We start from the raw sequence: 12,871 nt of genomic DNA, 5'->3' as shown, positions 1-12,871 counted from the left end.
AGACAACGCCAAGCTGTTCCGTGGGCGCGTTGTGTCCGTTCTTTCAATTTTTGTTTCGGTAAGTCATGAGCGAAGAACGAGATATTCCAGAGCCCGAGCACGACCACCTGCTCGATCATGAATTCCATGATGACGAGTCATGGGTTGAAGAAGACGCTCAGGCAATTGTTGATGAAGAAGAGGATGACGTTGATTTTCTTGACCAGATAGATCAAGACGACTGACACAGAGAAATTTAACACCCAAAAGGCCCGCCCATTCGCACGAGCCTACATGCTTTGAATAAAGCCCTGGCAGCCTGCCGGGGTTTTTTATGCCAACGATTTACACCGGCCTCGTCAATGACGGGGCCTTTTCATATCTGCGGGCTGGGTCGCAAATCTTCTCTGGGAGACAACCAATGCTGAAATACCTATTGGACAACCTGGAGGGTGTCGATGAATCCGTGCGCGCTCTTTACACCGAGAAGGAAGGCAAATTTTTCCTCGGTATTGAAGTCTGCCACAGCAAGAAGATGTATCCGGCCTCCAGGCCAAAGTGGATGAACTTCTCAGCGAGAAAAAGACAGCCGAGAAAAAGCACCGCGAGCGTCATCTTGATGAGCTCTTCATTCTTGTCGATGGCTTGCAGAGCGCCACGCACGTTTTTGGCGACATCAGCCGATCCGCGCAGCGCGACCCAGTTTGAAAGCTCCATGATGGCGGCTTCCAGAGCGAGCTGATTTTTATTGATTTTGAATAATAGGGAAGGGAGCGACCGGGTCTGATACCCGGTCGCGGTTTTTCAATTCCCCTTGCCGGTTTGTATGCCCGTGTATCAATGCCTGGGGTGTACACACGCGCATAACAAACGCCCCAATCCCGACACATCGCCGCTATTTTCCTCAAGCAAAGTAAGACTTCATTACTTTGAGAGGGCAGGACGATGCGACGCAATCTTTTACTGGTCAGCGCGGCGGTACTCGCCTCCGTGGTCGGCTACGTTCAGGCACAAGAGCTGAGACCGGCAGCTGCGACGCCAGCCAAAAGCTGGCAGCAGGGCCTTCATCGCACCGACCTGATTCGTCAGGATCTGGACGTATCCAATCCCGAAGTCATTCAGGTGCGCGTGGATTTCGATTCGGGAGTGGTGTCGCCCAAACACGCACATCCGGGGGTGGAAGTCGCCTATGTCATCAGCGGTACTTTCGAGTATCAACTGGAAGGGCGCGCGCCGGTCACGCTGAAGGCCGGCGACTCGCTGTTCATTCCTGCCGGTGTGGCGCATGTGGCGAAGAATGTCGGTTCGGACAAAGCGTCGGAGCTGGCGACGTACATGGTGCAGAAGGGCGAGCCGCTGTTGATTCTCAAGGAGTAACGCGTCGCGGCTACCGACTGCAAATGTCCCGCACGCAACCGCGCAACCAGCGATGGGCGGGGTCTGCATCCATGCGCGGATGCCAGAGCATCGAGACGGTGATGGTCGGTGTGGCGAACGGCAAGTCGAAGCAATGCATCCCTTCACAGAGGTGGCCGACGTGGCGTTCAGGCACCGTGGCGACCAGGTCCGAAGCCCGCGCCAGTGCCAGCGCCGCAGAAAAACCGCCGACGATGGTGACGATTTCCCGTTCCAGTCCGAGCAGGTTCAACGCTTCATCCATGACGCCTTTGTCGTGCCCGCGCCGTGAAACCAGAATGTGCCTGGCTGCCGCATAGCGCTCGGCGGTCATGCTGCCCCTGGTCAATGAATGCCCCTTGCGCACCGCAGCGATGAAGCGGTCGCCAAACAACAGGCGGGTGCGCACTTCCGGGCTGGTGGATTGCCCGATGACGCCGGTCTCCAGATCGACGGAGCCGTCGCGCAACAGGGTGCTGTCCTTGTTCAGCTTCTGCACAAAATTCAGGCGGACACCGGGGGCTTCTTCGTTTACCCGGGCGATAAGTGACGGCCCGAAGTTTTCCACGAAGCCGTCGCTGGTGCGCAGGGTGAAGGTGCGGACCAGTTGCCGGAGGTCGAGTGCTTCGTCCGGTCGCAGCACGGCCTCGGCGTCGTGCACCAGTGCGCTGACTCGTTCACGCAACGCCAGCGCCCTGGGCGTGGGCACCAGGCCGCGACCAGCCCTGACCAGCAGTGGGTCGCCCAGGGTTTCGCGCAAGCGTGCCAAGGCCCGGCTCATGGCCGATGGGCTGAGGTGCAGACGTATTGCGGCGCGAGCCACGCTGCGTTCCTCCAGCAATACATTCAGGGTGATCAGCAGATTCAGATCCGGCATTCAATGGGTCTCACATTGTTCATGTGGCGTCTGATGCATGTATCAAGTGCAAACGATGCGTCTTCCGCCATGTCAGTTGCGAGCTTAGGCTTGGGACAACCTGATTGCGAGTGACCCGAGCATGAAATCCCGATCTGAACGTGGAGCATTGATCAGCCTTTCGTTATCCATGTTGCTGTCGTCCCTCGGCACCAGCATTGCGAACGTTGGTTTGCCGACACTGGCCCAAGCGTTTGGCGCATCCTTCCAGCAAGTGCAGTGGGTGGTGCTCGCCTATCTGCTGGCCATCACCGCCCTGATCGTTGGCGCTGGGCGGTTGGGCGACGTCTTTGGCCGTCGGCGCCTGTTATTGATAGGGATGTCGTTGTTTACGCTGGCCTCGATCCTGTGCGCACTGGCACCCGATCTCTGGCTGCTGATCGCAGCCCGAACCCTGCAAGGCACAGGCGCAGCGATCATGATGGCGTTGACCATGGCGCTGGTGGGTGAGGCGGTGCCGAAGGCCCGGATGGGCAGCGCGATGGGCGCGCTCGGCACGATGTCGGCGATTGGCACGTCGCTCGGACCGACCCTCGGCGGTTTTTTGATTGCCAGTCTGGGATGGCCGGCAATTTTTCTGATCAATGTGCCGTTGGGTATTTTGGCGATTGGGCTGGCGCAGCATTTTTTACCCAATGATCGCCATGAGAAGAGGGCGGATGTCGATGTCCTGGGCACGGTGGTGCTGGGGCTGACGCTGCTGTCCTATACCCTGGCGATGACCCTCGGGCGTGGCAGCTTTGGTTCGTTGAATGCGGCTTTGTTGCTGGCGGCAGTGATCGGGTTGTGCGGGTTTGTCTACGTCGAGCAGGCAGCCGAGTCGCCGCTGCTTCGATTGTCGATGTTGTGCCATCCGCCCTTGAGTGCAGGTTTCGCCATGAACGCACTGGTGACGACAGTGGTCATGGCCACCCTGGTCGTCGGGCCGTTTTATCTGACGGGGGCGCTGGCGCTGGATGCAGCGAGCGCCGGATTGGTGATGTCCACGGGGCCGCTGGTTGCGGCACTGGCCGCGATTGCGGCAGGACGCTGGGTCGATCGATTGGGTGCGTATCGCTCCAGTACGCTCGGATTGATTGCGATGTTGATCGGCGCATGCCTGCTGCCTGCCATGCCGACCGGGTTCGGAGTGCTCGGGTACATCCTGCCGCTGGCTGTGATGACCGCCGGTTATGCCCTGTTCCAGACGGCCAACAATACGGCCGTCATGGCGGACGTGACAGCCCGCCAACGTGGTGTCGTTTCCGGATTGCTCGGCCTGTCACGCAACCTCGGATTGATCACAGGCGCTTCGGTGATGGGCGCGATATTCGCTTTCGGCTCGGCCAGTAGCGACATCTTGCAGGCCGGGCCCGCAGCCATCGTGCCGGGAATGCGCCTCACATTCATGGTCGCCGCCGGGCTGATTGGCGCGGCGCTGATCATTGGCATCCTCAGCCAGCGCCGTTCCCGAGTCGCCGCCCCCTCGTGCTGAAAAACGGCGCGACTGTCGTGAAAACGACCTGTTTGCGCTGAACGCGAAGCCTTGTCAGTTTTCTGTTGAACGAGTGTTCAGTCTGGACTATGTTGGGTTCACCTTTCCCCGGCTGGTTGCGGGCTTGCGTTTCTTCAATTCGAACGAGGCACTGGCATGCGGTTTTCACCCTTTGTTGAGCGGATCAGTGGCCAAGGCGTTGCCGCCTGGGATATCCACTACGCGGCCAATGCCGCCCAGCGCAATGGCGAGGATGTGATCATCCTCAGTGTCGGCGACCCGGATTTCCCCACCCCCGATTTCATCACCGATGCCGCGATCCATGCGCTGCGCGAAGGTGACACCCACTACACCGAAATCGCCGGTCGCCAGGCCCTGCGTGAGGCCATCGCCGCCCGCTACAGCGATGTGATCGACCGTGAACTGCAAGCGGCCAACGTGATTGTCGCGGCAGGGGCGCAAAATGCGCTGTTCGCCGCCTCGATGTGCCTGCTCAGCGCGGGCGACGAGGTAATAGCGCTCGACCCGATGTACGTCACCTACGAAGCCACGCTCAAGGCGTCCGGTGCCACGCTGGTGCGCGTGCCCTGTGCCGCGGACGCCGGTTTCCGCCTCGATGCCGCGGTGCTGGCGAAGGCGATTACCCCGCGAACCCGGGCGATTTTCTTCTCCAACCCGAACAACCCTACGGGCGTAGTGCTCAACCGCGAGGAGTTGCAAGCCATCGCCGACCTCGCCATCGCCCATGACCTGTGGGTGGTGGTGGACGAGGTCTACGAGAGCCTTGCCTATGAGCGCACTCATTTGAGTCTCGCAGCGTTGCCCGGCATGGCCGAGCGCTGCGTGGTGATCGGCAGCCTGTCCAAATCCCATGCGATGACCGGTTGGCGGATCGGCTGGATCGTGGCCGATGAAGCGTTGGTCAATCACGTCGAAACCCTGGTGTTGAGCATGCTTTACGGCCTGCCGGGGTTTGTCATGGAGGCGGCGCTCAAGGCCGTGCAGTCCCACGACGAAGTGACCCATGGCATGCGTGAGATCTACCGCCGCCGTCGCGATCTGGTGGTGTCAGGACTGGCGGATTGCCCGGGCATTGGCGTGCTCAATCCCGATGCCGGCATGTTCGTCCTGGTCGACGTGCGCGGCACTGGACTGACGTCGCTGGAATTCGCCTGGCGTCTGCTGCGCGAAGCCGGTGTGTCGGTGCTGGATGCAGCGGCATTCGGCGAACCGGCCCAAGGTTTTGTACGGTTGTCGTTCACCCTTGGAGAAGAACGGCTGGCCCAGGCCTGCCAGCGCATTCGCGACTTTGTGCTGGTGTTGAACGCAGAAGCGCCACGGCCGGTGACCCGTACCGTAACGTGCACCACGACCGTCGAACCGACCGCGGCCAAAACCATGATCGAAGTCGATCGCCTGCACAAACGCTTCGGCAATATCGAGGTGCTCAAAGGCGTTTCCCTGACCGCTTGCGAGGGGGAGGTGATCTCCCTGATCGGCGCCAGCGGCTCGGGTAAAAGCACCTTGCTGCGCTGCATCAACATGCTTGAGGTGCCGGACCAGGGACGCATCCTGGTCGATGGCGAAAGCATTCACCTGAACCAGAATCGTCCCGGCGCACCGCTGGTATCAGACGCCAAACAACTGGTGCGCATCCGTTCCAGCCTGGGCATGGTGTTCCAGAACTTCAACCTCTGGCCCCATCGCACGGTGCTGGAAAACCTCATCGAAGCGCCGACCCAGGTCCTGCGTGAAAGCCGTGCGGAGGCCACTGAACGGGCCGAAGCCCTGCTCGAACGCGTGGGTCTTGCGGCCAAGCGCAACGAGTACCCGGCGTTTCTCTCCGGGGGACAGCAACAACGGGTGGCCATTGCCCGGGCTTTGGCCATGCGGCCCAAGGTCATGCTGTTCGATGAACCCACCTCGGCACTCGACCCGGAACTGGTCGGTGAAGTGCTGCGGGTGATCCGCTCCCTCGCCGAAGAAGGCCGGACCATGATCCTGGTGACTCATGAAATGGCTTTTGCACGCGATGTCTCTTCCAAAGTCGCCTTCCTGCATCAAGGGCTGATCGAGGAAACCGGTTCGCCGGACGACGTGTTCGTACACCCACGCAGCGAGCGTTGCCGACAATTCGTCAACGCTCATCAGACTCGCTAACTCATCATAAAAAGACGGGAAAACAACATGGGAAATCGACGTTTTGCAAACTGGTTGAGCGGTGCGGCCTGCATCATGCTGGCCGGGATGAGCGCGGCACAGGCGCAGCCGATCAGGTTCGCAGTGGCCGCGGAACCCTATCCGCCGTACACCGAAAAGCAGGCCAATGGCGAATGGAAAGGTTTTGAAGTCGATCTGATTCACAAGCTGTGCAGCGAAATGAAAGCCGAGTGCGAGATCAGGGAAGTGGCGTGGGACGGGATCATTCCGTCGCTGCTGGCGAAGAAGATCGACGTGATTTTCTCTTCGATGTCGGTGACTGAAGAGCGCGAAAAACAGATCGCCTTCAGCAAGGCGTATTACGACTCGGTGATAGCCGTTGTCGGGCCGAAGGACGCTTCAGTCAAGAAATACCCGGATGACCTCAAGGGCAAGATCATTGGCGTGCAGAACTCTACCGTGAGCGCCAGTTACCTCAAGACCTACTACGAAAAAATCGCCGACGTTAAATACTACGATACCCAGGATTCGGCCAACGCCGACCTGATCGCCGGGCGCATCGACCTGATGATGGCGGATGGCACGGCCATGGCCGCGTTCGTCAAAACCCCGGACGCCAAGGACCTGGCTTACCTCAGCTCGGTGCCCTACGACCCGATCTTCGGCAAAGGCGTCGGCGCCGGTATGCGCAAGGACGATGCCGAGCTCAAGGCCAAGCTCGACAAGGCGATCCAGGAACTGCTGGCGAGCAAAGACTATGACGAGCTGTCGCAGAGCTACTTCGGTACCAGCGTGAAGCCTGCGTTCTGACCAGCACACAGATTCTGTAGGAGCCGTCTTGCCGGCGAAGGGGCCCTTGAGGCCGTCAAAAGCTTCGCTGGCAAGCCAGCTCCTACAAGGGTTGGGCAGTGTCTTTATGGTCGTTACTGGGGGTTGAAATGCCAGCAATGTTCGATCTGATCAATTTCACCGAGCAAGGGTGGGGCGGTGCGCTGTTGAAGGGGCTCTGGATGACCCTGCAGATTTCCGCCGGGGCCTTTGTGCTCGGTCTGGCCATCGGGTTGGTGGTGGCTTGCCTCAAACTTGGCGCGCCGAAACCGATTGCGGCCTTGATGCGCGGTTACACCACGTTGTTCCGGGCGGTACCGGAGTTGTTGCTGATCCTGTTGCTGTACTACGTGGGCTCCATGCTCCTCAATTCGTTGATGACTCATCTCGGTTACGGCGTGGTCAACGTCAGCGGTCCGTTGGCGGCGATCGTGGTGCTGGGGCTGGTGCAAGGCGCCTACGCTTCGGAGATTTTTCGTGCGGCGATCCAGGCGATTCCCTTCGGCCAGATCGAAGCGGCCAAGGCGTTCGGCCTGAGCGGTTTCGGCCTGTTCCGCCGCGTCACGCTGCCAATCATGGCGCCGTATGCGATGGCCGGGATGGCCAACCTGTGGATCAACCTGATCAAGGACAGCGCGCTGATCAGCGTGGTCGGCACCAACGAGTTGTTGTACACGGCCAAGCAGGCCGCGGGCTCGACGCGTCATTACCTGTTGTTCTACCTCACGGCCGCGGCTTTGTATTACGCGGTGACGCTGGTGTCGAACTATCTGTCGGGACGGCTTGAGCGACGTATTCGTCGCTGGATGCCTCTTGTTGACTGAACCGGCAGAGAGAATGAAATGATTCCAGCGTGGATAGTTGAATACGGGGCGTTATTGGGCCGAGGGTTGCAAACCACCATCGCCATTCTGTTGATTTCCAGTGTGTTCGGATTTGCCCTGGCGGTGCTGGTGGCGCTGGCGCGGATCTCGAAAAACAAAGTCATCGCCAAGGTCAGCCTGTTCTACACCAGTGTGACGCGCGGCACGCCGTTGCTGATCCAGATCTATATTTTCTACTACGGGCTGGGCAGTCTGTTCGCCCAGTTCCCGCTGATTCGCGGCAGCTTTCTGTGGCCGTACCTGCGGGACGGTTACTGGTACATCGTGTTTGCCCTGGTGGTGTCGGTGGGTGCCTATGTCGGCGAAGTGATTCGCGGCGGCCTGCTGGCGGTGCCCAAAGGTGAAATGGAAGCGGCCTCGGCCTTTGGCATGACCGCGCGCCAATCCTTGCTGCGGGTGCGTTTGCCCCGGGCGATGCGCCTGTTGTTGCCGACCCTGGCCGGGGAAACCGTGATGCTGCTCAAGTCCACCGCACTGGCCTCGACCATCGCGGTGATCGACTTGCTCGGCGCCGCCAACGTGGTTCGTGCCCAGACCCTGCAAGTCTATGAACCGCTACTGTTGGTGGCCGGCGTGTACGTTTGCCTGACATTCCTGATCGAGGCGCTGTTTGCCTTTGCCGAACGGCGCGGGACGCCCGTGCGCAGGTCCACCTGATGAGTTCGCCAGTGGTTGACCGTTCGCTGCAAGGCATTGGCCTGTGCACCCTGGGCTATGCGTTCCTGGCATTGCAGGATGCGGTGATCAAGTGGCTGGTGGCCGATTACTCGGTGGTGACCATTCTGTTCTGGCGCAGTCTGGTGGTGGTCGCGGCGGTGCTGCTGGTGGGGCGCCTGCGCCTGGTCCAGCGGGCCTGGCACTCGCCGAGTCGGCGTTTGCTGGTGGTGCGTGGGCTGCTGTCGATTGTCGCGTGGGTGCTGTACTACACGGCGGCACGGGACCTGACCCTGGCCGAGATGACCACCTTGTACTTTTCCGCACCGATCATGGTCACGGTGCTGGCAGCGGTGATTCTCAAGGAACGCGCCAGCGGCTGGCAGTGGTTCAGCCTGATCATCGGTTTTGTCGGCGTGGTCATTGCCTGTCGTCCCGACAACATGATCGACCCGTTGCCCATCGTCCTGACGCTGCTGGCGGCGATGTGCTGGGCGTTCACCTATATCCAGTTGCGGCAGGTGGATGACCAGACCTCGGTGCTGGAACAGATGCTCATCACCAACGTGGTGTTCGTGATTTGCATGGTGGTCGCCTTGCCGTTGACCTACACGCCATCACCGACCCCGGCGTGGCTGGGCATGCTCAGCGCAGGTCTGGTGGGCGGTATCGGCCAGTTCTTGCTGTTCGCCAGTTTTCGCCGGGCCACCGCGACCTTGCTTGCACCTTTTGAATACACCGGGCTGATCTGGGCGTTTGCGCTGTCGAGCCTGATCTGGGGCACGCTGATGGACATGTCGCTGATGATCGGCGCCGGGTTGATCGCGGTCAGCGGCACGCTGGCGATGATCTTCGGCCGGCACGCCTCACAAGACGTCGTCGGCGCTGAATGCTCCGTGTCGCAGCCCCTTTATCCAGCATCGGCAGATGTGGAGGCCGTTGGCGGCGCTGAAGGTCTCGGGGTTGAGGCACCACTCGAGCCAGAGACCGTCGAGCATCGCCGATAGACCGATGGCCGCCAGGCGGGTGTCGTGGATCACGAAGCCTTCGCTGGCGGCCAGTTCATCGAGCAATTGACTGAGCAGATCGATGTAGGCGCGGTAGGTTTTTTCATGGGATTGGCTGACGTGTTCGGAGTGCCGGATCAGGCTCCAGAACACCACCCACACGCCGAGCAGTTGCGGGTCCATGACTCGGGGGGAAAACGAGCCGACGAGGAACGCATCGATCTTCTGCGCAGGTGTTTCGGCCTGGGCGATTTCCTGGAGCAGTGCGCTGGTCAGTTCGCTGGCGAGCCGCTGGTACGTATCGGCAATCAGCGCTTCGATACTGCCGAAATGATGGTTGAGCAAACCGACCGACACCCCGGCCTCGGTGGCGATGCGCCGCACGGAAATGCCGGCGTGACCGTCGCGCCCCAGGCAGCGCAGCGTTGCGGCCACCAGCCTTTCGCGGCGGTCATCGGGGGCGGTGCGGCGGTTCGGGGGGGCATGGGTAGTCACACGGTTTTTCCTGGATTCGATTCCACGTTGGCGAGCTTAGTTGAACGTGCGTTCAATCTCCAGTTCGGCAAGGGCGATACAGCGATTCAAACAGACATGACGGGAGGACAAGCCAATGGCGCAGGATGTTTCGTTCAATGTTCGCAACAACAACGGGGAGGCAGTGCGGGTCGGTGCCTGGCGTTACGAAGGCGACGGCAGCGGGCCGTCGGTGCACTTGCAGGCCGGGGTGCACGCCGACGAAATTGCCGGGATGCTGGTCCTGCATTTGCTGATGCAACGCCTGCAGGTCGCCGAGTCTCAGGGCCGGCTCAAGGGGTGCATCACCGTTGTGCCGCAGGCCAACCCGCTGGGCATCGGGCAGTTTCGCCAAGGGCGGATTCTTGGCCGTTACCATGACGCCACCGGGCAAAACTTCAACCGCGCATTCGACTTGTCGGCGGCGATGGAGCGCCCTTCAACCAACGTCCAGCAATGGCAGAAAAGTCTGGTGCAACTGGCGGCCACGGCGGACGTGATGCTCGACTTGCATACCGATGACGAAGCCCTGCCATACCTGTACGTGCACCGCAGCTTTTGGCCCCGGGGCCGTGACCTGGCAGCGGCGATGAAGATGGACGTGGCGATCATCTGGGACGACGGCGGCGATGGTTCGTTCGAAGAAACCATCATTGCCCCGTGGTTGCGCGAAGGCGCCACTGACGGTCGCATGGCCGCGACGCTGGAGCTGCGCGGGCAGGGCGACGTCTGTGACCGTTTTGCCGAATCGGATGCCGAAGGGGTGTACAACTGGCTGTGCGGTTTTGGCGTCATTGATGAGAACGGCGTATCAGCAGACTGGCCTGTCGAGGCGGTAGACATGGGCCACATGGAAACCATCCTCGCGCCTCAACCGGGCGTGCTGATCTTCGAAACGGAGTTGGGTGACTTCGTCGAGGAAGGCCAGCGCTTTGCGCGGATTCTCGGGCGGCCGGGTGATCCCTCTTCCGAAGTGGTGCTGCACGCCGAACAGGCGGGGCGCCTGGTGACGCGCTATCGCGACCGGCTAATCTCACAGGGCATGGGCGTGGCGAAATTTACCGGCAGCCGGGTGTCGCGCAACTGGAGTGGCGGGCTGCTGGATCCGAACTAAAGCCTCAGCCTGGCAAAAGATGACGTTTGTGGAGAGGGAGCAGCTCCCTCGCCACAGGCAAGCGCATTATTGGCGGAGATCGATCTGGTCCAGTACCCGGTTCGCCGTGATCTCCGCCAGCATCACGCTGTTGGAAATCCCCAGCAGGGCATTGCGCGATCCGCCGTCCAGATGATCCACCAACTGATGCACCATCACATCGACCGAAGCCAGGGTCTCGACCAGATACCCCTCATGGTTTCAGTATCGATCTCGGGTGCCACGGCAAACAGAGTGCTGGGCGTACGCGGTGTGGCCTTGATATCGGCCGTCGAGGGGAAGTGAAAGTCGAGGGCACGTTCGGCGGCGTCGTTGAGCCGGGTTGAATCGGGTTCGTATGGGGAGATCGGATCGGCGTCCGGTGGGTTGGGGGTGACCTTGAACACGGTGAAAACTCCTGGAGCATGGAGCTACCACCCTTCGCTGCGAAACGAAAATAAGGTGGCAGCTGTACGCGGGTTCGCAGACCAGGACTCCAGGAACCCGGCAGACCCGAAGGTCTCCCACGCACAGCCGCCATGACATGAGATACAGACCTGATGAAGGATCTGTCCTCGGACGGAAGACGTTGTGAGTCTAGAGATTACCCCGGCTGCGAAACCCGATCACTGATGGGCAGTGACGCGAATCAAGTTACCGACGGGCCCCCAGGCGCACAAGCCGGCGGATTCTGGCGTAACTGTAGGCAACGACGCAAGGTGTCGAAGCCTTCAGGAAATGCCCTACAAACGTTTGAGCAAACGCCTGCGGGAATACCGTCTTCCGCGTATCACTGTGTATCAAGGCCTGAAATCTTTAAACAACCTTACAAAACCAGTCCTGCACGGATACAGCCCGGATACACCGCTGGGGCCAAATAGACCTGCCAAAGCGAGATGCACTTCGCACCTCGCCACCAGGTTATCAACCCTTGTGGCACGACCCATGACGGTCCAGCCACGCAAAAGATCCGGAGTATCAACATGTCTCGTATCCAGTCCCCGAATAAAACCCGTATTGGCCTGATCGCTGTTGCACTGGTCGGCGGTATCAACTTTGCGTCGTCCGCGTTTTCCGCCGAAGCCCTGCCTCAGGGCTATCAACTGGCTTCGGCAGAGAAGACCAGCGAAGGCAAGTGTGGCGAAGGCAAGTGCGGTGCCAGCGATGCCAGCGCCCAGAAGACCCAGGCCGAGGGCAAGTGCGGTGAAGGCAAGTGTGGCGATGCTTCCTTTGCACGGACGGACGCGGATCATGATGGTCGGGTTTCGTTGAAGGAACTGCTGGCGGTGGCACCGAAGGGCACCGAGGAATTCAAGGCGATCGATGCCAATAGCGATGGCTTCCTGTCCGAGGGTGAGGTGTACACGTTCCGCACCAACCAGTTCACCGCCAACGGCAAGAAAGTGCCGACCGAGCTGTATACCGAACTGAGCAAGGCAAAAGACTGATCCGCCAAAACGAAAGGGCCCTTCCTGTGCCGACACGCAGGAAGGGTTTTTGGCGTGTCTCGACGCATCAAAAGAATTTGAACCGCCGTCAGCCGCGCTCGCCTAATGATTAGCGTGTGGGTAATCCCACAGGCAATGTGCCTATCCCGGCACACTCCGAGAGGTGGTCAACGTGGCTAAAGACGAGAAGAAAAGCAAAGGGGAGTCTTCAAAAGCCAGCAAGGAATTGAAAGACAAAAAGTCATCACCGGCAAAGAAATCGGCGGCGTCGGCTCTTTCGAAATCTTCCGATAAGAAAGACAAGAAAAAAGTTGCCGAACCAAAGAAAGCTGCAAAAAAAGCTGATAGCAAGCCAGAAAAGGCCAAGAAATCAGACAAGGCTGAAAAGCCCGCGAAAAAGAAAAAGTGACGTCAGCTATCTGCCAGGGCATTACGCCCTGGTTTCCTCAAGCGGTGTTGCCTTCGCTGTCGCCAGAGAGTA

General features: G+C 60.0%; 12 protein-coding genes and 3 pseudogenes. 12 read left to right on the top strand and 3 right to left on the bottom strand.

Going from position 1 to position 12,871, the window contains the following annotated elements:
• Nucleotides 1-65 precede the first annotated feature (65 nt).
• The 3 genes and pseudogenes from AD668_RS29705 to AD668_RS27480 all read left to right on the top strand — a co-directional run bounded on the left by AD668_RS29705 (nucleotide 66) and on the right by AD668_RS27480 (nucleotide 1,356).
• Nucleotides 66-224 (top strand): hypothetical protein, encoded by a 159-nt coding sequence (locus AD668_RS29705; protein ID WP_172681870.1) that lies wholly within the window; start codon nucleotides 66-68, stop codon nucleotides 222-224.
• A gap of 176 nt (nucleotides 225-400) precedes the next feature.
• Nucleotides 401-588, top strand: a pseudogene (locus AD668_RS30150) (hypothetical protein); the annotation flags it as partial.
• A 336-nt stretch (nucleotides 589-924) separates the two neighbouring features.
• Nucleotides 925-1,356, top strand: coding sequence for a cupin domain-containing protein (locus AD668_RS27480; protein WP_053164215.1), 432 nt, complete (start codon nucleotides 925-927; stop codon nucleotides 1,354-1,356).
• Nucleotides 1,357-1,366: 10 nt separating this feature from the next.
• On the opposite strand, the gene AD668_RS27475 is transcribed toward AD668_RS27480, so the two are convergent.
• Complete coding sequence (locus tag AD668_RS27475; protein WP_053164213.1) at nucleotides 1,367-2,251, bottom strand: LysR family transcriptional regulator; 885 nt, start codon at nucleotides 2,249-2,251, stop codon at nucleotides 1,367-1,369.
• Nucleotides 2,252-2,372: 121 nt separating this feature from the next.
• Between AD668_RS27475 and AD668_RS27470 the strand changes: the two genes are divergently transcribed.
• The 6 genes from AD668_RS27470 to AD668_RS30135 all read left to right on the top strand — a co-directional run bounded on the left by AD668_RS27470 (nucleotide 2,373) and on the right by AD668_RS30135 (nucleotide 9,297).
• A complete protein-coding gene (locus tag AD668_RS27470; protein WP_053164211.1) occupies nucleotides 2,373-3,764 on the top strand; it encodes an MFS transporter in 1,392 nt (463 codons plus the stop codon).
• A gap of 156 nt (nucleotides 3,765-3,920) precedes the next feature.
• Nucleotides 3,921-5,924: an aminotransferase class I/II-fold pyridoxal phosphate-dependent enzyme gene (locus tag AD668_RS30210; protein WP_053164209.1), complete on the top strand. Its 2,004-nt coding sequence runs from the start codon at nucleotides 3,921-3,923 to the stop codon at nucleotides 5,922-5,924.
• Nucleotides 5,925-5,951: 27 nt separating this feature from the next.
• A complete protein-coding gene (locus AD668_RS27460) occupies nucleotides 5,952-6,734 on the top strand; it encodes a transporter substrate-binding domain-containing protein (protein ID WP_053164206.1) in 783 nt (260 codons plus the stop codon).
• A 128-nt stretch (nucleotides 6,735-6,862) separates the two neighbouring features.
• Nucleotides 6,863-7,576 carry an ABC transporter permease gene (locus AD668_RS27455; protein WP_053164205.1) on the top strand — a complete coding sequence of 238 codons (714 nt, stop codon included), beginning with the start codon at nucleotides 6,863-6,865 and terminating at the stop codon, nucleotides 7,574-7,576.
• Between the two features lie 18 nt (nucleotides 7,577-7,594).
• A complete protein-coding gene (locus AD668_RS27450; protein ID WP_053164203.1) occupies nucleotides 7,595-8,293 on the top strand; it encodes an ABC transporter permease in 699 nt (232 codons plus the stop codon).
• Nucleotides 8,293-9,297, top strand: coding sequence for a DMT family transporter (locus AD668_RS30135; RefSeq protein WP_053164202.1), 1,005 nt, complete (start codon nucleotides 8,293-8,295; stop codon nucleotides 9,295-9,297). The genes AD668_RS27450 and AD668_RS30135 overlap by 1 nt, the downstream gene beginning before the upstream one ends.
• Here AD668_RS30135 and AD668_RS29295 read toward each other — a convergent pair.
• Nucleotides 9,253-9,732 (bottom strand): annotated as a pseudogene (locus AD668_RS29295) (TetR family transcriptional regulator C-terminal domain-containing protein); the annotation flags it as partial. The gene AD668_RS30135 and the pseudogene AD668_RS29295 sit on opposite strands and share 45 nt — an antisense overlap.
• Before the next feature lie 175 nt (nucleotides 9,733-9,907).
• Here AD668_RS29295 and AD668_RS27440 point away from each other — a divergent pair.
• Nucleotides 9,908-10,924, top strand: a complete 1,017-nt coding sequence (locus AD668_RS27440; protein ID WP_053164200.1) for a succinylglutamate desuccinylase/aspartoacylase family protein — start codon at nucleotides 9,908-9,910, stop codon at nucleotides 10,922-10,924.
• 66 nt (nucleotides 10,925-10,990) lie between these two features.
• Here the strand turns inward: AD668_RS27440 and AD668_RS27435 are convergent.
• A pseudogene (locus tag AD668_RS27435) lies at nucleotides 10,991-11,349 on the bottom strand (DUF6124 family protein).
• Nucleotides 11,350-11,925: 576 nt separating this feature from the next.
• Here AD668_RS27435 and AD668_RS27430 point away from each other — a divergent pair.
• Together AD668_RS27430 and AD668_RS27425 are read left to right on the top strand one after the other, a co-directional pair.
• Nucleotides 11,926-12,390, top strand: coding sequence for a hypothetical protein (locus tag AD668_RS27430; protein WP_053164198.1), 465 nt, complete (start codon nucleotides 11,926-11,928; stop codon nucleotides 12,388-12,390).
• Between the two features lie 163 nt (nucleotides 12,391-12,553).
• Complete coding sequence (locus AD668_RS27425; RefSeq protein ID WP_053164196.1) at nucleotides 12,554-12,799, top strand: hypothetical protein; 246 nt, start codon at nucleotides 12,554-12,556, stop codon at nucleotides 12,797-12,799.
• Nucleotides 12,800-12,871: the final 72 nt, after the last annotated feature.

Source organism: Pseudomonas sp. P1.8 (genome assembly GCF_001269805.1).
In the GTDB taxonomy this organism is placed as follows: Bacteria; Pseudomonadota; Gammaproteobacteria; order Pseudomonadales; family Pseudomonadaceae; genus Aquipseudomonas.
The sequence above is the reverse complement of the archived record's forward strand: the minus strand, read 5'-3'. Positions and strand labels throughout refer to the sequence as shown.